Origin of the sequence: Arthrobacter sp. CDRTa11 (assembly GCF_026427775.1) — a bacterium.
Classification (GTDB): domain Bacteria; phylum Actinomycetota; class Actinomycetes; order Actinomycetales; family Micrococcaceae; genus Arthrobacter.
Window position 1 is genome coordinate 1,602,430 of the sequence record NZ_CP044532.1, and the last position, 21,390, is coordinate 1,623,819.

The window sequence follows — 21,390 nt, forward strand, 5'->3', positions numbered from 1 at the left end:
CCATCAGCAAAGGACGCACCTCATGACAATGACCACCGAGCAGGCCGAATGGTTTGCAGGCACCTTTGAAAAGCTCGTTGCCAACGTGGGACAGGCGGTCCTAGGCAAGGAACACGTCATCCGGCTGACCTTCACAGCCATGCTTGCAGAAGGCCATGTGTTGTTCGAGGATGCGCCGGGGACAGGCAAGACCTCATTGGCCCGCGCATTGGCAGCCACCGTCCAGGGATCCAATAACCGCATCCAGTTCACGCCCGACCTGCTGCCCTCTGACGTCACCGGTGTGACCATCTACGACCAGAAGACGCAGAAGTTCGAGTTCCACAAGGGCCCCATCTTCAACAACATCGTGCTGGCCGACGAAATCAACCGTGCGTCGCCGAAGACCCAGTCAGCCCTCCTTGAGGTGATGGAGGAATCGCGCGTCACGGTGGACGGTGTCACGTATGAAGCGGGCAGGCCGTTTATGGTCATGGCAACCCAGAACCCGATTGAACAGGCAGGCACCTACCGGCTCCCGGAAGCGCAGCTGGACCGGTTCCTGATCAAGACGTCCATCGGCTACCCGGACCACGCCTCCACGGTCCGGCTCCTGGGCGGCGCAAACCTGAAGGACCGGTCCAAGGAACTGTCGCCGGTCATCACCACCCAGGCCGTGGCCGACATGGCTGACCTCGCCGCAACGGTGCATGTGGACACCGCCGTTCTTGAGTACATCTCACGGCTCTGCGAAGAAACCCGCAGCGCCCCCGAGACCCGGTTGGGCGTCTCCGTGCGTGGAGCCCTGGCAATGGTCCGCGCCGCCAAGGTCTGGGCTGCCGGACAGGGCCGGAACTTTGTCCTGCCGGACGATGTCAAGGAGCTGGCAGCCGTGGTGTGGACACACCGTTTTGTCATGGACCCTGAGGCCGAGTTCTCCGGCGCCACGGCGGAAGCCGTGCTGGTCCGTGTACTTTCTGAGGTTGCTGCCCCGCAGCAGCGCGCCAGCGCCTGACTTCTCCCCAGCCAGACCCACCACCATTCAGCGCGAACGAAGGCACCATTATGTCCAGCGGCCATCCGTTGACCCGGCTCCTTGACCGGCTCCGGCAGCCCTTCCGTAAGGACGGCAGTCCCGGCAGGCTCCACCCCTCGTCCCTGTGGGCAGAAGCAACCGGCACCGCGGGGCTGGCGCTGGCTCCGCTGTGGCAGAGTGTCCGCGGCCACTGGCTGCGGTTCCTGTGGCCAGTCCTGTCGGTGGTGAGCGTCCTCGGCTGGTCGGTGCTTGCCGCCAGCATCGTGCTCTGGATGGCGGGCCAGGCTTTCGGCTGGCAGGAAGCGAAGGCCGCGGCGATAGCGGCCTTTGTCCTGTTTGTCATCGCCATCGGCTTTATCCTGGGCCGATCTTCGTACGGAGTTGTCCTGGACCTGTCGCGGACCCGCGTTGCGGTGGGGGACACAGCCGTAGGCAGCATCGCCGTCTCCAACACCTCCGCCCGTCCCCTGCTGCCCGCGGCCCTGGAACTGCCGGTTGGCGCAGCCACAGCTGTGTTCCACCTGCCCAGGATGAAGCCGCAACAGGTCCACGAGGACCTTTTCACCATTCCAACAGCCCGCCGCGCGGTCATTGTGGTGGGACCGGTGCGTTCCGTGCGCGCCGACCCCCTGCACCTGCTGCGGCGCCAGGTGCTGTGGACCGAGCCCGAGGATCTCTATGTCCACCCGCGGACTGTTGCCCTGGCCGGCTCCGCGGCGGGCTTCATCCGTGACCTCGAAGGCATGCCAACCACGGACCTCTCCAGCGCCGATGTATCCTTTCACGCCCTGCGTGACTACGTCCCGGGGGATGACCGCAGGCATATCCACTGGAAGACCACGGCCAGGACCAACAAGCTTATGGTCCGCCAGTTTGAGGAGACCCGGCGGGCCCACCTGGCCATCTCGCTCTCCATCAACACCGATGAGTATGCCTCGGAGCAGGAATTCGAAATGGGGATCTCGGCGGCAGCCTCCATCGGCCGCCAGGCCATCCGCGAGCAGCGCGAGCTGGACGTCCTGACGCAGAAGGGCCCGCTGCGCTGTGAAACGGGCCGGAACATGCTCGATGACATGACCAGGATTGTTGGCGCGCCCATGCGCCGGACCGCCGTCGACCTTGCCCGGACCCTGGCGGACACCGTCCCGAACGCCTCGGTGGTCTTCTTTATTGTGGGCAGCAATGTGACTCCCACCCAGCTCCGCTCCGCCTCGGCATCCGTGCCGCCCGGCGTCCGCAGCCTGGCCGTGCGGCTCCAGACCGGGGCTGCGCCGTCGCGGGCCAACATCGCAGACCTGACAGTACTGACCCTGGGGGATCTTTCCGATCTTGCCATCGTCCTGAGAAAGGCGGCCGCATGAGCACGGCCCAGGGCCTCCGCCCACGGACCCAGCGCAGGCAGGAGGAATCGGCCTTTGCCGACGGGCAGCCGGCCTGGCACTTTGTGCTCGACGCCGGTGCACTCACCGTGCTGCTCGGGCTGGGTGTCCTTGGCTTCAGCCTCAGCTTCGGAGGTGATCCCTACTACCTTGTTTCAGGATTCGGGGGAATCATCCTGGGCCTGGCGATCGCCGCCTGCAATGCCCACCTCAGGCTGGGGCTGCTGATCACCACAGCACTGACCCTGGCCGCGTACCTTGGGTTCGGGACAGCGCTCGCGGTCCCCGAGTCGGCCATCGCCGGATTCATCCCCAGCCTGGACTCGTTGCGGACGCTTCTCCTCGGCGTCGTCTTCGCCTGGAAGGACATGCTTACGGTGGGCGTGCCGGTGGGTACTGCCGGCGGGGTCCTGATTGTCCCGTTCCTCAGTTCCATGGTCGCCGCGGCCGTGGCCGGAATCCTGATCTGGCGGGTCAAAGGCCCTTACTGGCCGCTGCTTCCGGTGCTGGCACTCTTTGTCACCGGCATTGCCTTCAGCACCAACGCCGCCTTCCTTACGGTGGAACGCGGCATCGCCCTCACCGTGGTGGCCATCGCCTGGGCAACCTTCAGAAGGGATGCCCTGCGGCGCAGCGATACACGGAAGGTTTCGGTTAACCGTCCCGACGGCGACACCGCCACTGCCCGGCGGGCCAAGATCCGCCGGCTAGGCACGGCAGCTGCCGTCATCGCCGTGAGCGTGGCAGTCACCGCCGTGGCTGCGCCCCTGGTCACGGCGGCCGACGACAGGAAGGTCCTGCGCAACGTGGTGGTTCCACCCTTCGACCCCAAGGACTACATCACCCCGCTCGCCAGTTTCCGGACGTTCGTCAAGGACAAAAAGGACGAAACCCTGTTTGTGGTCAAGGGCCTGCCACGCGACGGCCGCGTGCGGCTTGGTGCGCTGGACGCCTTCAACGGCACCAACTACAACATGGACCCCAACGGCTCCGGCAGCTTCAGCAAGGTGGGGGACACCAAGTCCATCAACACCCTGGCAGATACGTCGAGCGTTGTTCCCACGAACGACTACTCGATGAACATCACCATTGGGGAATACCAGGGCTATTTTGTCCCGGGCGGGCGAAAGACAACCGGCCTCAGTTTTGACGCCGGCGCCTCCGCGGCCGCCTCCGGCCTCTACTTCAACTCGGGCACGGACACCGCAGTCACCACCAAGGGACTGTCCAAGGGTGACTCGTACAGTGTCCAGGTGTCAGACCCCGTCAAGCTCGAGCACGGCCAGCTGACGCAGTACGACTTCGCCAGGGTCACCCTCCCCGATGCCCTGGAGGTCCCGCCGGTGGTGGGATCCCAGGCCAACGACCTCTCGGCAGATGCCCCCACCGCCATTGACCGCGTCCGGCAGATCGAAGCCCACTTCCAGAAAACCGGGGCCTTCAGCAACGGGCTGGTTACCGAGGGCCAGCTGCCCAGCGTGTCCGGGCATGGTTCGGCCCGGATCAGGAGCCTGCTGACCGCCAAGCAGATGCTCGGTGACGACGAACAGTACGCCGTGGCCATGTCGCTGATGCTGCGGCATCTTGGCATCCCCTCCCGGGTGGTGATGGGGTTTTATCCTGATCCCACCAGCCCGGAGAACGGTGCAGGGGAAGTGAAGATTACCGGCAAGGACGTCCACGCCTGGGTGGAGGTGGCGTTCGACCGGGTGGGCTGGGTCAGCTTTGATCCCACCCCGCCCAAGGACAACATCCCCATCCCGCCGGACCCGGAAAACAAGTCCAAGCCCAAGCCCCAGGTGCTGCAGCCGCCACCGCCGCCGCAGGAACCTGCGGACCTCCCGCCGGACTCCTCTCCGGACGCCCTGGATGCGGACCAGAAGAAAAACAATCCGTGGCTCTTTTGGGGGGCGCTGCTTGGCGCCCTGGGGATCGCGCTCATTCCGTTGTCGATCCTGGCACTGCCGTTGCTGCTCATTGCCCTGCTTAAGTCGCGGCGCCGGAAGGCGCGTTTCAGCGCGGGGCACCCGGCCGAGCGCGTTGGCGGGGGCTGGAACGAAGTGGTGAGCCTTGCCACGGACATGGGAGCCGGAATCAACACCCGGTCCACCCGCCGTGAAAGCGCAGCGGTGGTTGCTGACGCCTTCCCAACGTCTGCATCGACCACCACCATGCTGGCCCACCGCGCTGATGCCTCGATCTTCGGGGCGGGGCAGCCGAGCGAGGAAGAGGTCCGGCAGTACTGGACCATCGTGGACGGTTCCCTGAAGGAAATGACCGGAACCGTAGGGTTCTGGCGCAGGCAGCAGGCCCGGTTCTCGCCACGGTCGCTGCTGGCCGACGGCCGCACTGCCCTTAAACTGCGCGGAACCCGGCCGGTCCTGGGCGCCCGGAAACTGCCCGCCGGGGCGGGTTCCGCTGCCAGTTCTCCTTCCAGGGGGCACGCCGCCGGTAGGGTGGAGAACGGTCCGGAGGCCGCAGCATCCAGCGAGTCCCGGGCTGTGGCCGAACAGGACACTGCGGGCTTTGTTGAGCCCGACGAGTCCACAGTCCTCAGGAACCCTGGCAGAAAGAACAAGACCGAGTCATGACCAACCACGCCGAGCGCTGCCAGCGCTGCCAGCAAGTGATCCGCAGCGGGGCCACGTTCTGTACATCCTGCGGCGCTCCACTGGCCAACAGGGCGGCCCGGAACGAGCGGAACGTGGACCACGCGCAGAGGGCACTGATGGATCGGCCGGCTGCGCATGCAGGCCAAATTCCCGGTACTATCCCGGTAGTAGATCGGGCACCGGCCGAAGGCCGGACCGGACAATCAGGACACTCAGGACAGCTAGGACACTCAGGACAGCCAGGTCACGGACCCGGCGGCAGCGGACAGGACGCCGCCGGTTCGGTGGGCCCTGGTCCGGTCCGGAGCAGTCCGGCTGGCCACAGCCCAGGGGGAGGGACAGGAATGGCAGTGAATCTTGAGCTCGTTCCGGCAAGCGCCGGAAAGCGGCTCGGCGCGGCCGTTTTGGACTGGCTTGGTCCGCTCGCCGTCCTTGTGGTGGCCTTTGCCATTGGGTTCGCCGGCATCACCCGCACCCAAAGCGGTGGCTTCATCGTCTACGACACGGGCTCGGTGGTGTTGTTCGGTGGCATCGGCCTTGGGCTGACCCTGGTTTACCTGTTTGTGCAGCTGGGCATGGAAGGCCGGTCCGGGACGACCATCGGAAACACGATCATGGGCATCCGGAGCGCAGACAAAGACGGCTATGGCCCGGGTGCAGGTGGCATTTTCCTCCGCGGTCTGGTCATGGGCGCCGGGATCATCCTGGCCGCCGTCGCGGCGATCGCTGTTGTTGTCTTTAAGTGGTTCGATGCCGCCCTCCTGATCCTCGGTCCGCTGCTGCTCATCGGTGCCGTGTGGGCAGTCCTGGTGGCGGTATCCAACACGTGGGACCGGAACGGCGGGCTCCGTGGCTGGCATGACAAAGCCGCCAAGACACTTGTCTTCGACGTCAAGGCGGGGCGCAACCCCATTACTTCAGGCGGCATCCAGGGCCCGTACAGCTTCGCGCCGCTGGACCTGCCGCCGGTGCAGCCAGTGGTATCGCCCGTGGCAGGTGCAGTCAAGTCACCCCACATCATTAACGCCCAGCTTCCCCTGAACCAGAATCCGACCCTGAGCCAGAATCCGAACCCGAACCAGAAACACAATCCCAACCAATGGCAGCCGGCATCAGCGGAGCGGCCCGCCCCGTACCAGCCCATACCCCGGCCCGCTGCAGCGCACCCGCCTGTGGCGCCCCAGGCCGCAGCCCAGCCGTCCCCGGCCCAGCAGCCCGCTGGACAGCAGCAGCCAGCACCGGCCCAGCAGTTCGCCTCACCGCAACCGTTCCAGCCTGCCCAAATCCCGGGGGCACCTCAGTCCTCGGCGCAGCAGCCCCAGTATCAGGCCCCGCCGCAGTCGTTCCAGCAGCAGCCCCAGTACCAGGCCGCGCCGCAGTCTTTCCAGCCGCACCCGGCCCCGCCGCAGCCGCCCGCCGTCGTCAATCCTTCGGCCGCAGTTGCCGGCCCCTCTGCCGGTGGGCACCCGGACGATGACCACGACCGCACACAGATGCGCGGCGGAACCCTGGAGGCCGCCCCTGTGGCTGTCCTGCGGATAAAGCTCGACGACGGACGCGACTTCCAGCTTGACCGCAACGTCCTGGTAGGCCGGAACCCGGTGGGACAGACTGGCGAGCAGCAGGCCCAGCTGCTGGCCATCGATGACTCCAGCCGCTCTATTTCCAAAACGCACCTCCACCTCCTGACCGACGGTGCAGGGATTTGGGTGACAGACAGGAACTCCACAAACGGCAGCGCTGTCACCACCGCGGACGGCCTGCGCACACCCCTTCAGCCGGGCGTGCCCGCGTTTGTCAGCCCGGGATCCATTGTTCATTTTGGTGACCGTTCCTTCCACCTAGGACAGGCATGAACTCCCAGCCCGCCAGTGTTTCCCCCGACGCCGACCAGGGGGCCGGGCTGAGCCTGAGCTACGGCTACGGAACGGACCGCGGCCTGCGGCGCGAACTGAATGAAGACTCCTTCATCGCGTCCGACCCCGTGTTCGCGGTCGCTGACGGAATGGGCGGCCATGAGGCCGGCGAAATTGCCAGCGGCATGTGCGTCCGCGCCTTGGCGGCGATGCCGCAACTGGCCACCGGTGAGCGAAGCGTTACCGCGGCGGTGCTCCAGCAGTACCTGGTCCGGGCGGATGGCTCCATTCGCGAAGCCACCGGTGCGCGCGCCGGAACCACCCTGACCGGGGCAGTTGTTGTTGAACAGATGGGCATGCCGTACTGGCTGGTCATGAACATCGGCGACTCCAGGACCTACCGCCTGAGCCAGGGGCAGTTCGCCCAAATAAGCGTGGACCACTCTGAAGTGCAGGAACTTGTTGACGCCGGCGAAATCACGCCCGAGCAGGCAACAGTCCATCCGCGGCGGCATGTGGTCACGCGGGCGCTGGGAACGGGAACCGACACGGAAGCCGATTACTGGCTGTTGCCCGTCGAGGAGGGGGACCGCATGCTGATTTGTTCAGACGGCCTCAATGCCGAACTGACTGATGAACACATGTTCCGCATCCTCAGCACCGTGGGGCATCCCCAGGACGCCGTCGACGCCCTCATCCAGGCAGCCCTTCGAAACGGCGGCAGGGACAACGTCACCGTCATTGTGGTAGACGCCAAGAACGTGATGAACGACGCCGGAATCGCCACCACCGCCCCCAGGCCCGCCATCGATGCAGAAGACGAAGTCACGTTGCCCCGTGCCCAGGTTGTGGACGCGCGCGGGCCAGAGGGCGAGCAGAATGAAAGCGAGGAGCCAGGAGATGGCAGCAGGTAGTTACGCGCCGGGAACCTGGCTGGGAATTGTTCGCTCCGGGACGGCCGTCATTCTTGGGCCCGATACGCAGCCGGCCCTGGTCCAGTCAGTGTGGGAGCTGCTGGCGGACGGGCCTGAGGCCCACGAAGTCCTTTATGCGGTCACCAGCAGTTTTGGTGTTTCACTGTCACAGATTCCTTCGTTCGGAATAGTTGACCTGCAGAACTCACTCCATGTCTTCCTGCGCGGTGAGCTGGATCTGACAGCCCAGCTCCCGGGGGGTCCCATCGAGGTCAGCGGACGGGACGTGACCACGTGGAACGAGCGACGCTTTGGTGCTCCGGAGTGGTACCGGCTCACCCTTCCCGGAGCTGGTCCTGCCGCCCGGGAGCTTCCCCTGGCGGAGGGCGTGGTCCTGATGCAGTCATTGACGGTGGCTCTGGCCGACGCGCCGACCACGGCTGCCCCAAGGCAAGGCGTGGATGCACAGGATGGGCTGGCCGCCACTGCCGTAACCTCGCTGGCTTCGCCTCTACCAGTCCAGCCTGTACCAGTCCTGCCTGCGCCGGTTTTGGCCGAGCCGGTTTTGGCCGAGCCGGTCTCGCCTGAGCCGGTCTCGCCTGAGCCGGTACTCGCCGAACCTGCCACGCCTGAAATGCGCACGGCTGCTGAACCCGACACCGTTCTTGAAGGACTTCAGCCTGCTGCTGACGGGGAGGCCATCGCCGAGCCCACCGCGTTGTTGCCCGAAGAAGGCGCCACGGTCCCGGATTCAATGGCCCCGGAACATGGTGCTTCGGCTGAGACCGTCATGGGCGTCCTCGACGATGATGCCTACTATTCGGCGGAATCGGCGGAGTCTTCCGAACCGGGGGAATATCCGGCTTCCGCCGGGGAGGAACCGGCCACCGGGCCGGACCCTGTCCCCGCGAACGAACTGACCGGCACGTACGACCACCTGTGGGAACGCACGGTGGTACGGAGTATCGAAGATGCCGCCGTCCGCGATGACCCCGAGGCGACGGAGGGTGTTGGGCCCGCATCACCGCCGGGGAAGGTTGGCAGTGCCGATCTGGAGCTGCCAGCGCAGATGCCGACGGCCGAAGCTGCCGCGCCCGAAGTGTCCGCGCCCGAAGCTTCCATGCCCGGAGTGTCCGCACCACCCACAGACAGCGGGCCGATCAGTAACGGCCCGATGACTGGCGGGCTGATCGACTCGGTTCCCTGGCGCACAGGTGGGGCCAATACCAGGCACGTCGAGGCCCCGCCGGCACTGAACATTCCTTCCGGCGGTCCCGGCCCGGAAATGGCCCCTGGCAGCGGCCAGGACTCCCCGGCGGAGGACCCGGCAGGCCTTCCCGCAGGATTCGACGGAGACCACGACGGCCACACGATCATGAAAAGCGACCTTGCCGGAATGGCTGCCCATCCTGCACCCACCGTTCTTCCTGATGCTGCCGGTCCGCTGGTGCTAGCCCGGGTCTGCAGCCGTGGCCACGCAAACCCGCCTACGCATGCGCAGTGCGCCGCCTGCGGGCTGCCGCTGCCCTCCGACGGCGTCCAGGTGTCGCGGCCACGGCTGGGCCGGATGCGGGTATCCACCGGTGAAGTGGTGGACCTTGACCATTCGCTGGTGATCGGCCGGCAGCCCTCAGTCTCCAGGGTCCAGGGCGGGGTGATGCCCCGGCTCGTCCAGGTGGCGAGCCCCGGCGGCGATATCTCCCGTTCGCACGTGGAAGTCCGGCTGGAAGGCTGGCACGTGATGCTGTGTGACCTCAAGGCCACCAACGGAACGGTCCTGGTCCGGGAAGGCCAGCAGCCGAGGCGGCTGGCCCAGAACGAAATGGCCATCGTGCTCGATGGCGATATCGCCGAACTGGGCGACAACATCTCATTGCGTTTTGAGGAGATTCTTTGAGTTCGAAACGGCCTGTTGCGCCGCCGCCCCACATCCCGGGTTTTAACTACATCAGCCTGCTGGGATCCGGCGGGTTCTCCGACGTCTACCTCTACGAGCAGGACCGGCCGCGGCGGAAAGTGGCTGTCAAGGTCCTGCTGTCCGACCTGAAAACGGACGGCGCGCGGCGGAGGTTCGAGTCTGAGGCCAACCTCATGGCCCAACTCTCCTCCCACCCCTACATCGTGACCATCTACGAGGCTGAGGTAACTGAGGCAGGACATTCCTACCTGGCCATGGAGTATTGCTCCAGGCCCAGCCTTGATGTGCGCTACCGGCGCCAGCGATTCAGCGTGGACGAAGTCCTGGCCGTGGGCATCCAGGTGGCATCCGCCGTCGAAACCGCCCACCGGGCAGGCATTGCGCACCGGGACATCAAACCGGCGAACATCCTGGTCACTGATTACAACCGCCCGGCACTGACAGACTTCGGGATTTCCGGAACGCTGGGCAGCGATGCCGACGACGACGCCGGGATGTCAATTCCGTGGTCCCCGCCAGAACAGTTCACCGATGGGCCCATCGACGGCGTTTTGGTGGATGTCTGGGCCCTGGGGGCCACGCTGTACACACTGCTGGCCGGGCGGTCTCCCTTCGTGATGCCGGGGGCCGACAATTCCCAGCGTGAACTGATTTCGCGCATCAGCACCATGGCACTGCCCAAGCTCGGCCGCGCCGACGTTCCGGAGTCCCTCGAACTGGCACTCTCCACCGCCATGGCGAAGTCAGCATCGTCCAGGTACTCCTCGGCCCACGCGTTCGCTCTTGCCCTGCAGCGGATCCAGGCTGAGCTGAACCTCTCAGTCACCCCCTTCGAGGTGCTCGAAGAACCCCATCAGGAGGACGGCCACCCGGACGACGGCTTCGAGGAAACCCGGGTCCGCAGCGTTGCCGCCATCGATCCGGAGCGCACAGGCAGCGCCCCGACATTCCCGGCACGTACCCGTCCCCAGGGCCCCGGCCCATTCCCGGTGGCTGGCCCCCCGTCCGCCAGGCCGGCGGCCGGTCCGGCTTCCCCTGTCCCGGCGGCAGACGCCGCCCGGCCCCAGGTCCCGGGCCACCTCTTCGGCGGCCAGCATCCCCAGGGAAACCCGGCGGGGGAGTGGTCGCACGCCACCATGCTCCGCGGCAGCACACCCGCCGCCTACGGCACGCCGCAGGACGCCACCGTCCACCGCCCGTCCCTCCTGACGGCTGACACCGGACAACCTTACGGTCAACCTGCAGGACGACCCTCGGGACAACCCGAGCTTGACGCCACCGTCGGCCGTCCGGCCATGGCCCGGGGGAACGCCCCCAGTCCTGCCCCCGCCGACCACGGCAAACGCAACCTGTGGCTGGCGATCACCGGAGGGACCCTGCTGGCCGTCGCCGTCGTGGTGGGAATTGCCTTGTCTGCAACGGCCCCGCCGAAGCCAGTACCCACCGAGCAGGTCAGCAAGCCTCCGGTAGATCCCCTGGATAACGGGACTGTCCCGGACGTCGAGGCACTAGGCGGGTACCTGGACGGTGCAGGAACAGTGAGTTTCACCTGGAACAATCCCCAGCCGAAACCCGGTGATGTCTTCAAGTGGCGGGTCTTCGCGCCCGGGGAGACCGAGGGTCCCTACCAGTCCACTACCTCGTCCTTTGTCGAGGTGAAACCAAATCCCTCCGGAACCACCTGTATCAGGGTGATGTTGGTCCGAAGTGACGGGTCCTCCTCTCCCATGGAAGAAGAAGATTCGGTCAGCTGCGTGCCCAATAAGTAGGAATGGCCTGGCCAGCAGACAGGCCGACGAACAACATGCAATGCCCTATGAGGAGGCACGGAAAATGGGGGATCTAGCAATAGATTTCTGTGGTGAGTGGTACGAACCGTCGGATGAGGATATTTTCAACATCGGGCGTGAGGGCGACCTTGAAGTGGACGACAACCCTTACCTGCATCGCCAGTTCCTGCAGGTGGCCCGCTACGACGGAATGTGGTGGCTCAGCAACGTGGGCAGCATGCTGTCGGCAACAGTCGCCGACGGTTCCGGCGGCATGCAGGCCTGGCTGTCTCCTGGGGCACGCATACCCCTCGTCTTCAGCCACACCAACATCATTTTCACCGCCGGACCCACCACATACGAGTTCGCCGTTCACCTCAAGACGCCGTCGTTCCGCCAAGAGGCCCGGGACGAAAACAGCAATGGCGACACCACCATCGGCCCCGTGGTGTTCACGGACTCGCAGAAAGCGCTCATCGTTGCGCTCGCCGAACCGATGCTCCGCCGCGAAGGGACGGGATTCAGTGCCATTCCGTCATCGGCCGCTGCAGCCAAGACGCTCGGCTGGGCCCTGACCCGGTTCAACCGCAAGCTGGACAACGTCTGCGACAAGCTGGACAGGGTTGGAGTAGTGGGACTGCGCGGCGGAGGCGGAAAACTGGCCACCAACCGGCGCGCCAGGCTTGTTGAACATGCGGTTACGTCCCATCTGGTCACGCCTGAAGACTTGTATCTGCTCGAAAAGATGAGGGGCGTGGACGAAGGATGAGGATTCGGCTGACACTTCGCCGGGACCCGGCTGAGACCAAGGACCTCGCGGTCACCGTTGACGGCCTGGCCACGGTGGCGGACACTGCCACGCAGCTCTGGTCCGCCGACCCGGACCGCAAGGGGGTCCCGGCCCCGGAAAACCTTTCGCTGCGGATCGACGAGGCCTTCGTGGCCGGCGGGATGCGCGGCAATGTCCTGACCCGCACGGACAACCTGCTGGAATCAGGGCTGCGCCCCGGCTCGGTTGTTTCCCTGACCCAGGTCAGCGCCCAGTTTGACGCTCCGGGCGCCAACCGGGGCCCGGCCGCCGCTACCCTGCGGATCCTGTCCGGTCCCGACGTCGGCCAGGAGTTTTCCCTCCCCTCGGGCACCAGTTACATTGGCCGGGACCGGGACGTTGACATCCGGCTGAGCGATCCCATGACCTCAAAACGGCACGCCCGCATCACCGTAGGCGAAAGCGTCGAGATCGTGGACACCAATTCGGCCAACGGCCTTCTGATGGACGGACTTCCGGTCACCAGGGCCACGCTTAATTCCTCAGACACGGTGACCCTTGGTGATACCACCGTCACAGTGGTTCCGCTGGGGCGGAACCAGGCGGCAGCGCCGACGTCGCCCCTTGTCGATTTCAACCGGTCACCGCGCGTGGTTCCCCGGTTTGAATCGCCCAAGCGGGTGCTGCCGGCGGGACCCAAACGGCCGGACAACCAGCCTTTCCCCTACATCATGCTGATGGCGCCGCTGCTGATGGGTGCCGTGATCTTCGCAACCACCCGGAACCTGATTTCCGTTGTGTTCATGCTGATGATGCCGCTGTTCGTGGTGGGCCACTACGTCGACCAGAAGATACAGACCAAGCGCCGAATGAAGGAACAGCTGAAGCACTTCCGGGAGTCCATGGCCGCGTTCCGCCAGGACATCACCGAACTGCAGCACGTTGAACGCTCCGTCCGGCTGCAGGAGGCGCCCTCTGTCAGTGACACCGTGGATTCCATCTACAAACTGGGGCCGCTGCTCTGGACCCACCGCCCCGAGCACAAGGGCTTCCTGGGCCTGAGGTTTGGCCTGGGCACTGCGCCGTCCCGGGTGATACTTGAGGAGTCGTCGAACAACGACACCGAAGTGGAATACATGCGCGAGATCCAGGACTGCCTCAAGCAGTTCAAGGACATCGAGGGCGTGCCGGTGGTCTCCCAGCTGCGGACGGCGGGATCCTTTGGTGTCGCGGGAGCACGCGGACTGGTTGATGACGTGGCCCGCGGCATGGTTTTGCAGTTGGCGGGCCTTCACTCACCCGCCGAGGCCGTCATAACAGCCATCACCTCAGCCCAGTCCCGCGAACGCTGGAACTGGCTGCAGTGGCTTCCGCACGTAGGTTCGGGCCACAGCCCGATCAGCGGCGACCATCTGGCCGCAGGCTCAGCAGGCGGTTCCTCCCTCCTGGCCCGCCTTGAGGACCTGGTGGACACCCGTGAAGCGTTGGCCCAGCGCTCCGGCGCCGACCTCCGCCCGGAGCTTGACCCCGCCAACGTGGAGGTTCCCGTGCCGGTCCTGCCGGCGGTCCTGGTCATTGTGGAGGACGACGCCCCTGTTGACCGCGGACGGTTGACGCGGCTCGCCGAGCGCGGGCCCGATTCCGGCGTTCATGTCATGTGGGTGGCCACCGACATCCAGGCTCTCCCTGCCGCGTGCCGGGATTTTATGGTGGTGGACGGCGATCACGGCACCACCACCGGACAGGTGCGGCTTGGCCAGCACACCTACCCCGTCAGCTGCGAAAGCCTCGACGCGGATCTCGCCGCCCAGCTGGCCAGGATGCTCTCCCCGGTAGTGGACGTGGGCAAGCCCATGAGTGACGACTCGGACCTGCCGCGTGCGGTGTCCTACGCCACCCTGATCGGCAAGGACTTCCTGGACAACCCGCAGGCCGTGGCTGAACGGTGGAAAGAGAACAACTCTGTCCATGCCACCGCCGTCCAGAACCGCAAGGACAATGGGACGCTCCGCGCGCTGGTGGGTTCAAAAGGCATTGAACCGCTGTACCTGGACCTGAAGAACGAGGGGCCGCACGCCCTGGTGGGCGGAACCACCGGTGCCGGCAAGTCGGAGTTCCTGCAGTCCTGGGTCATGGGCATGGCCGCCGCCTACAGCCCTGACCGGGTGAGCTTCCTGTTTGTGGACTACAAGGGCGGGGCCGCTTTCGCCGATTGCCTGCACCTGCCGCACACCGTAGGCCTGGTCACCGATCTCTCCCAGCACCTGGTCCGCCGGGCCCTGACCTCCCTCCGGGCAGAACTCCACTACCGGGAGCACCTGCTGAACCGGAAAAAGGCGAAGGACCTGCTGGCGCTTCAACGCGAAGCCGATCCCGATGCTCCGCCCTACCTGATCATCATCGTGGACGAATTCGCTGCGCTGGCCACCGAAGTGCCTGAATTCGTGGACGGTGTTGTGGATGTGGCCGCCCGCGGACGTTCACTGGGACTCCACCTGATCCTGGCCACCCAGCGTCCCGCCGGTGTGATCAAGGACAGCCTGCGGGCCAACACCAACCTCCGCGTGGCCCTGCGGATGGCGGACGTAGAGGATGCCACCGATATCCTCGGCGTCCCGGACGCCGCCTACTTTGACCCAACCATCCCGGGCCGCGGCGCCGCAAAGACCGGTCCTGGCAGGATCCAGGGCTTCCAGACCGGTTATGCAGGTGGCTGGACCACCGAGAAGCCACAGCGGCCTCAGATCGACATCGTTGAAATGGCCTTCGGTTCAGGTCCCAGCTGGGATCTGCCTGCCCCCGACCAGCCGGTAAAGGAAGACCCCGCCGGTCCGAACGACATCTCCCGGATGACCACCAACATCGTCCGTGCGGCCGAACTCCTGGCCATCCGCCCGCCGCGCAAACCCTGGCTGGATGAGCTTGCCAAGACCTACGACTTCTCCAAGCTCCCCAATCCGCGGACGGACGAGCGGCTGCTCCTGGGAGTGGCGGATGATCCTTCCCGGCAGGACCAGCCCACGGTCTTCTACGAACCGGACAAAGACGGCAACATGGCCATCTACGGTACCGGCGGCTCAGGAAAATCAGCGGCCCTGCGCGGTATCGCGATTGCCGCGGCCGTCACTCCGAGGGGAGGTCCGGTCCACCTCTACGGGATTGACTGCGGGTCCTCGGGGCTGAAGATGCTTGAAGAGCTGCCGCACGTGGGGGAGATCATCAGCGGGGACGACGTGGAACGCGTCGGACGCCTCCTTCGCCTGCTGCGCGACATCGCTGATGAACGCTCCGCCCGTTTCGCCGAGGTCAGGGCCTCCACCATCGTGGAGTACCGGAGGCTGGCGAACCGCCCCGGTGAAAAGCGGATCTTTGTGCTGGTGGACGGAATGTCCGCATTCCGCGAGACCTACGAGTACAGCAAACTTTCCGCACTGTGGGATATTTTCCTGCAGCTGGCAACCGACGGACGTCCCCTGGGCATCCACCTTGTCGTGACGGGTGACCGCCCCAACTCCGTGCCGGCGTCGCTGCTGGCGTCCATTCAGCGCCGGCTGGTTCTGCGGCTCTCCTCCGAGGACGACTATCTGACCATGGCGGTTCCCAGGGACGTCCTCAGCAACACCTCGCCGCCGGGCAGGGGCCTGCTGGATGGTCTGGAGGTCCAGCTCGCGGTCCTGGGAGGCAACTCCAACCTGGCCCTGCAGGCGAGGGAGGTCCACAAGCTCAGCGAGGCGATGCTCCGCCAGGGCCTGGACAGGGCACCAAGGATCGAACGGCTCCCGGAGCAGGTGGACCTCGACGTGCTGCCAGCCGGCCGTCCGGACCTGCCGGTGATCGGCGTCGACAACGAAACGCTGGAACCGGCGGAGATCATGGCGAAGGGGCCGCTGCTGGTGTCAGGTCCGCCCGGCGCCGGAAGAACCGTGGCGCTGGTCACTCTCGCCTACGCGCTCAGGCGCTCCAACCCGGAGACGGAGCTCGTCTACATCGGCTCGAGGCGGTCAGCTGTAGCCTCGCTGCCCATCTGGAACCGGTCGATAGTAGGCGCGGATGACCTCGCCGAGGTGGCCGAAGACCTGATCGAGCATTCATCCGGAAATCCCGGCGCGGTGGCCATCTTCATCGAGGGCCTGACAGAGTTCACCGACACGGTGGCAGAATCGCGGATAGGGCAACTGGTGACGGCGTCAATCAAGGCCGACCAGTGGGTCATCGGGGAGTCCGAAACGTCCACCTGGTCTTCAGCCTGGTCCCTTTCCCAGCCCTTCAAATCGGGGCGCCGCGGACTGCTGATCAACCCCGGCGACATCGAAGGCGACAGCCTGCTCAACACCTCCCTGGGCAGGGTCAGCCCCGACTTCATCCCCGGCCGCGGGTACATTGTGGGCCGGGGCAAAGTACGCAAACTGCAGATCGCGCTGCCGCCTGAAAACAGGGGCTGAGCGCACCTGTATGCGGCGGGCCGCGAATTCTTGGAATTTGCGGCCCGGCCGCGTGCTGTAGCAGACTACCGGGAACACCCGTTGGGCGGAGGGGGCCGCGCAAAGTCGAAAAGGTATACATGCCCCGATCCTCCACTGTGCTCCGCGCTGTTTCTGTGACGGGGGCAGCTTCGGTCCTGGCACTCTCCACCGGCCTTGCCGCAGTTCCGCCTGCCGCAGCTGACACTCCCGAGCCTGCCCCTACCTGCCGGCTCATCTGCCTCCCGGGCCCATCCGAACCGGATCCCGAGGATCCGCCGGGTCCCCAACCGACTCCTACTTCCCCGAAACCTACCGCCACGGCAGCGCCGCCGGCCCCGTCCCCGCCGGCTCCGCCACAGCCCGCGGACCCGGTCCCTGCCCCGGCTCCCACCCTTGCCCCCGCGCCCGAAGAGACTGCCGTTGAGGAGACACCCTCCGCTGAGGCCACAGTCATGTCAACCAGCGCCGCTCCGCCCAGCGGAGCACCCTCCACAGAACCAAACTGGAACAAGCCCATCACGGGGTCAGCGAAGTCCACTCAGGCTGCCGCTGTATCGCCGGGGAACGGGCCTGGCTTCGGAGACCCCCGGCTGCTGACCATCATGGCTGGGGTGCTTCTGGTGGGGCTCGCCGGCCTGGCCTTTGCCTGGTGGAGCAGGAACCGGGTCTCGGCCCACTGAGCATGCTGGCGGCCGCCGTTGGTGCCCACCGGGAGCCCTTATAACCTGCGGGCTGATAATTCCTGAGATTTGCGGCCCGGCGGCGTGTTGTAGCAGACTACCGGGAACACATGTTCGCAGCGGAGGGGGGCCGCGCCCGTCCAAAGGCAACAAATGACCCTGTCCTGCGCTGCACTCAAAGCCGCCACCGCGGCCGCGGCAGCTGCAGTCCTCGCTCTGTCTGTTGGTCTTTCGGCGGTGGGGGCCGCCCATGCCGATTCACCCGAGCCCACGCCCACGGCCACGGCCACGGCCGCCTGCCAGGAGTCCTGCGAACCCGCACCAGAGGAAGCTGTCCGGAAACCTGAGCCGAAGCCGACGGCGGAAGAGCCCTCCATTCCGGCGAAACCGCCTGAGGAACCCCCGGCGAAGCCCGGGCCCGGTGTGCCACCCGCTGAGCCCACGCTGGAACCCCGTCCCACCCTTGCCCCCGAGCCAAGCGAAACCATAGAGCCGTCACCGTCAGCGGAACCATCCTCCAGCAGCGCTGCGGCCACTCCGTCCGCGGCAACCCCCAGCACTGAATCCAACTGGAACAAGCCGATTACGAAGTCCGCCAAACCGACCCAGGCCGCCGCCGTCTCCGGCGCAGACGGTCCAGGTTTTGGAGATTCGGGCGTGCCGGCCATCCTGGCAGGGGTGCTGCTGGTTGGCATGGGCGGCCTGGCCTTCGCCTGGTGGGCCCGGCAGCGTGTCTCCAGCCACTGACTCAGCGCGCGTCCTTGCATCCCCAGCAAAATGTCCGGGGTGTAGGGCAAGATAGGTCTGTGAGCACAGCACCAGGCCCCGCAGAAGAGACAGCAACCCGGACTGAAGACATGACGGAACCTGAGGCGGTTCCGTCTGGGTCGGTCCGGGAGGAGTACGAAAACCTGGCCGACCTCGTCCGGAAGTACAGATTCGCGTACTACCAGGAGGACGAACCCCTGGTCTCGGATGCCGAGTTTGACGAACTTTTTCGGCGCCTCGAGGAGATCGAGGCGTTGCACCCTGAGCTGGTGTCCAATGACTCGCCCACCCAGGTGGTTGGCGGTGAAGTGTCAGCCGCGTTTGCCGCCGTCGAACATCTGCAGCGCATGTACAGCCTGGAGGACGTTTTCTCCCTCGAGGAGCTGGAAGCGTGGATCGATAAGGCAGCTGCCGGCATCGCCAAGGTGGGTAACGGCGGAATGCCGCCGGCCTGGCTGACGGAGCTGAAGATTGATGGCCTGGCCGTCAACCTGCTGTACCGGGACGGGAAACTTGTCCGGGCGGCCACCAGGGGTGACGGCACCACCGGCGAAGACATCACCCACAACGTGCTTACCATCAAGGAAATACCGCAGGAATTGAGCGGAACAGGCTACCCCGCTGAAATGGAAGTCCGCGGCGAGGTGTTTATTCCGTCAACGGCTTTTGCTGAATTCAACGAGGCCCTTATCGCGGCGGGCAAAGCACCGCTGGCCAACCCCCGCAACGCGGCGGCGGGCTCCCTGCGGCAGAAGGACCCCGCCGAAACGGCCAAACGGCCACTGAAGATGTTCGTCCACGGGATTGGGGCACGGGAAGGACTTCAGACGCAAAGCCAGTCCGGGACATACGCACAGCTGAAGGAATGGGGCCTGCCTGTCAGCCCCTATTTTGAAGTCCTGCGAAGCCTCCCGGAGATCCTTGATTTCATCAAGGGCTATGGCGACAAACGGCACAGCCTGATGCATGAGATCGACGGCATCGTCATCAAGGTGGATGACTTCGCCACCCAGCGCGCCCTGGGCTATACGTCCCGGGTGCCCCGCTGGGCAGTGGCCTACAAGTACCCGCCCGAGGAAGTCCACACGAAACTGCTCGACATTGCCGTCAACGTCGGCCGGACAGGACGCGTCACGCCGTACGGAGTCATGGAGCCCGTCAAGGTTGCCGGCTCCACTGTGGAGATGGCCACGCTCCACAACCAGGACGTGGTGAAGGCCAAGGGCGTGAAAATCGGCGACATCGTGGTCCTGCGCAAGGCCGGCGATGTCATTCCGGAGATTGTCGGGCCGGTGCTTGCCCTGCGGGAGCAGCAGCAACCGCCGGTCCGGGATTTTGTCATGCCCACCGAGTGCCCTTCCTGCGGAACACCGTTGGCCCCGGCGAAGGAAGGGGATGTGGACATCCGCTGCCCCAACGCCCGGTCCTGCCCCGCCCAGCTGCGTGAACGGGTCTTCCACCTCGCTGGCCGGGGCGGCTTCGATATTGAGGCGCTTGGCTGGGAGGCGGCCATTGCGCTGACCCAGCCTGCCGAACCCGCCGTGCCGCCGCTGACGTCCGAGGCGGCGCTGTTTGACCTCACCCCTGGGGATCTTGCGGATGTCCGGATCAGACGTGAGAAGCGCTCCAAGGGGGTGCCCACGGGCGAGTTTGAACTGGTGCCCTACTTCTACAGCAAGGGCACGGCGAAGTCACCGTCCAAGCCCACAGCCAACACGGAGAGGCTGTTCAGGGAACTGGAAAAGGCCAAGACCCAGCCGCTGTGGCGTGTGCTGGTGGCATTGTCCATCCGGCACGTCGGGCCGAGGGCCTCACGGGCGCTGGCCAACGCCTTTGGGAGCATGGACGCAATTCGCCGGGCGTCGGAGGAAGAACTGGCCGGGGTGGACGGCGTGGGCCCCACCATCGCGGCGGCGCTCAAGGAATGGTTCGCCGAGGACTGGCACCTGGAGATCATCGACCGCTGGGCCGCCGCAGGAGTCCGGATGGAGGATGAGCGCGACGAATCCATGCCGCGCACCCTTGAAGGCCTGACCATCGTCGTCACGGGCTCGCTGCCGGACTTCAGCAGGGACGAGGCCAAGGAAGCCATCCTCATCCGGGGCGGCAAGGCGGCCGGCTCGGTGTCCAAGAACACCAGTTACGTGGTGGCCGGTGAGAACGCTGGAACCAAACTGGACAAAGCTGAGCAGCTGGGAGTGCCCGTGCTGGATGAGGACGGGTTCCGCGAACTCCTTGCCAACGGACCGGCCCATCTGACAGCCAAGCCGGAAGACAAGGAACCAGCCCCTGAACCTGCCGGAGCGGGCGGCGTTATTGAGCCGGAGGCAGCCGAATGAGCAACGCGGACCTGCTGCCTCCGGATCATCCGGAAGTGCTCCTGGAGGTGGCAAAGCAGGCGGCCGCCGCAGGGGCTTCAGTGCTTGCCTCCCGCAACGGCGATGCCCTTGGGGCCAGCAACAAGGGCGCGGCGGGTGACTGGGTCACCGCCTTTGACATCGCAGCGGAGGATGCCGTTCGGAGCGCCATCAACACGGCCCGGCCCCAGGACACCATCACAGGCGAGGAACACGGAACCACACTCCCCGCCGAGCCCAGCGGCTACCGCTGGTCCATTGATCCGCTGGACGGCACCACCAACTTCATCCGAAACATCGTCTATTACGCCACCTCCGTGGCGGTGGCCGATGCCCGTGGTGTCTGGCTCGCCGGCGTCGTTAATGCCCCGGCACTGGGGCGCGTCTACTATGCGGCCCGCGGCCAGGGGGCGTGGCTGGAGGAGTCCGGCAGGCTCACCCGGCTGCAGGGGCCGGAGGCAGGCAGGAAGGGCCAAATCCTGGCTACCGGCTTCAGCTACGATCCCCGCGTCCGGGCGGAACAGGCAGCGCTTTTGGGCAGCCTGATGGAGGACTTCGCCGACGTCCGGCGCCTGGGCTCTGCAGCGCTGGACCTGTGCATGGTGGCCGACGGAACCCACGACGCCTTCGGTGAACGGGGACTGAACGAGCACGATTTCTCAGCCGGGGCGCTTATCGCTGAGGAGGCGGGCTGCTGGGTGAGGCGTCCCCGGCTGGTCAGCCCACTCAACGGCGGGCCAACAGATGAGGACAGGCTGGCCGCCTGGACCTGTGCCGCCAGCCTGGAGCTGTCCGGCAAGTTCCCGCTCTGACTTCCCGCCGGGAGCGGACTTTCTGCCGGGAGTGATAGTTCCGTCACGGAAACGCCTTCTTCCGGGCGTCCGGGCTCA

The 21,390-nt window shown here is 65.8% G+C and carries 13 protein-coding genes; all 13 read left to right on the top strand.

Annotated features, from left to right (window positions below):
- Window positions 1–22 precede the first annotated feature (22 nt).
- The 13 genes from F8G81_RS07255 to F8G81_RS07315 all read left to right on the top strand — a co-directional run bounded on the left by F8G81_RS07255 (window position 23) and on the right by F8G81_RS07315 (window position 21,312).
- Window positions 23–994, top strand: coding sequence for an AAA family ATPase (locus F8G81_RS07255; RefSeq protein ID WP_267278328.1), 972 nt, complete (start codon window positions 23–25; stop codon window positions 992–994).
- Window positions 995–1,044: 50 nt separating this feature from the next.
- The gene (locus F8G81_RS07260; protein WP_267278329.1) at window positions 1,045–2,376 is read left to right on the top strand and encodes a DUF58 domain-containing protein; all 1,332 of its coding nucleotides are present in this window, start codon (window positions 1,045–1,047) and stop codon (window positions 2,374–2,376) included.
- Window positions 2,373–4,985 (top strand): transglutaminase-like domain-containing protein, encoded by a 2,613-nt coding sequence (locus F8G81_RS07265; RefSeq protein WP_267278330.1) that lies wholly within the window; start codon window positions 2,373–2,375, stop codon window positions 4,983–4,985. Before F8G81_RS07260 ends, F8G81_RS07265 begins: the two co-directional genes overlap by 4 nt.
- Window positions 4,986–5,350: 365 nt before the next feature.
- The gene (locus tag F8G81_RS07270) at window positions 5,351–6,862 is read left to right on the top strand and encodes an RDD family protein (RefSeq protein ID WP_267278331.1); all 1,512 of its coding nucleotides are present in this window, start codon (window positions 5,351–5,353) and stop codon (window positions 6,860–6,862) included.
- On the top strand, window positions 6,859–7,776 hold the full coding sequence (locus F8G81_RS07275) for a PP2C family protein-serine/threonine phosphatase (protein ID WP_267278332.1): 918 nt from the start codon (window positions 6,859–6,861) through the stop codon (window positions 7,774–7,776). Before F8G81_RS07270 ends, F8G81_RS07275 begins: the two co-directional genes overlap by 4 nt.
- A complete protein-coding gene (locus F8G81_RS07280; RefSeq protein WP_267278333.1) occupies window positions 7,763–9,673 on the top strand; it encodes a hypothetical protein in 1,911 nt (636 codons plus the stop codon). Before F8G81_RS07275 ends, F8G81_RS07280 begins: the two co-directional genes overlap by 14 nt.
- Window positions 9,670–11,463: a serine/threonine-protein kinase gene (locus tag F8G81_RS07285; RefSeq protein WP_267278334.1), complete on the top strand. Its 1,794-nt coding sequence runs from the start codon at window positions 9,670–9,672 to the stop codon at window positions 11,461–11,463. Before F8G81_RS07280 ends, F8G81_RS07285 begins: the two co-directional genes overlap by 4 nt.
- A 64-nt stretch (window positions 11,464–11,527) precedes the next feature.
- A complete protein-coding gene (locus F8G81_RS07290; RefSeq protein ID WP_267278335.1) occupies window positions 11,528–12,232 on the top strand; it encodes a hypothetical protein in 705 nt (234 codons plus the stop codon).
- Entirely contained in the window at window positions 12,229–16,674 is a 4,446-nt protein-coding gene (locus F8G81_RS07295; protein WP_267278336.1) for an FtsK/SpoIIIE domain-containing protein, read from the top strand. Before F8G81_RS07290 ends, F8G81_RS07295 begins: the two co-directional genes overlap by 4 nt.
- Before the next feature lie 119 nt (window positions 16,675–16,793).
- Window positions 16,794–17,375 (top strand): hypothetical protein, encoded by a 582-nt coding sequence (locus tag F8G81_RS07300; protein ID WP_267278337.1) that lies wholly within the window; start codon window positions 16,794–16,796, stop codon window positions 17,373–17,375.
- Between the two features lie 153 nt (window positions 17,376–17,528).
- On the top strand, window positions 17,529–18,122 hold the full coding sequence (locus F8G81_RS07305; protein ID WP_267278338.1) for a hypothetical protein: 594 nt from the start codon (window positions 17,529–17,531) through the stop codon (window positions 18,120–18,122).
- Between the two features lie 110 nt (window positions 18,123–18,232).
- Window positions 18,233–20,482, top strand: a complete 2,250-nt coding sequence (gene ligA / locus F8G81_RS07310) for an NAD-dependent DNA ligase LigA (protein WP_267279150.1) — start codon at window positions 18,233–18,235, stop codon at window positions 20,480–20,482.
- Window positions 20,479–21,312, top strand: coding sequence for an inositol monophosphatase family protein (locus F8G81_RS07315; RefSeq protein WP_267278339.1), 834 nt, complete (start codon window positions 20,479–20,481; stop codon window positions 21,310–21,312). Before ligA ends, F8G81_RS07315 begins: the two co-directional genes overlap by 4 nt.
- Window positions 21,313–21,390: the final 78 nt, after the last annotated feature.

Excerpts from the sequence above, each read along its gene's own strand:
- F8G81_RS07255 (WP_267278328.1), top strand. The coding sequence starts at position 23 with ATGACAATGACCACCGAGCAGGCCGAATGGTTTGCAGGCACCTTTGAA.
- F8G81_RS07260 (WP_267278329.1), top strand. The coding sequence starts at position 1,045 with ATGTCCAGCGGCCATCCGTTGACCCGGCTCCTTGACCGGCTCCGGCAG.
- F8G81_RS07265 (WP_267278330.1), top strand. The coding sequence starts at position 2,373 with ATGAGCACGGCCCAGGGCCTCCGCCCACGGACCCAGCGCAGGCAGGAG.
- F8G81_RS07270 (WP_267278331.1), top strand. The coding sequence starts at position 5,351 with ATGGCAGTGAATCTTGAGCTCGTTCCGGCAAGCGCCGGAAAGCGGCTC.
- F8G81_RS07275 (WP_267278332.1), top strand. The coding sequence starts at position 6,859 with ATGAACTCCCAGCCCGCCAGTGTTTCCCCCGACGCCGACCAGGGGGCC.
- F8G81_RS07280 (WP_267278333.1), top strand. The coding sequence starts at position 7,763 with ATGGCAGCAGGTAGTTACGCGCCGGGAACCTGGCTGGGAATTGTTCGC.
- F8G81_RS07290 (WP_267278335.1), top strand. The coding sequence starts at position 11,528 with ATGGGGGATCTAGCAATAGATTTCTGTGGTGAGTGGTACGAACCGTCG.
- F8G81_RS07295 (WP_267278336.1), top strand. The coding sequence starts at position 12,229 with ATGAGGATTCGGCTGACACTTCGCCGGGACCCGGCTGAGACCAAGGAC.
- F8G81_RS07300 (WP_267278337.1), top strand. The coding sequence starts at position 16,794 with ATGCCCCGATCCTCCACTGTGCTCCGCGCTGTTTCTGTGACGGGGGCA.
- F8G81_RS07305 (WP_267278338.1), top strand. The coding sequence starts at position 17,529 with ATGACCCTGTCCTGCGCTGCACTCAAAGCCGCCACCGCGGCCGCGGCA.
- ligA (WP_267279150.1), top strand. The coding sequence starts at position 18,233 with ATGACGGAACCTGAGGCGGTTCCGTCTGGGTCGGTCCGGGAGGAGTAC.
- F8G81_RS07315 (WP_267278339.1), top strand. The coding sequence starts at position 20,479 with ATGAGCAACGCGGACCTGCTGCCTCCGGATCATCCGGAAGTGCTCCTG.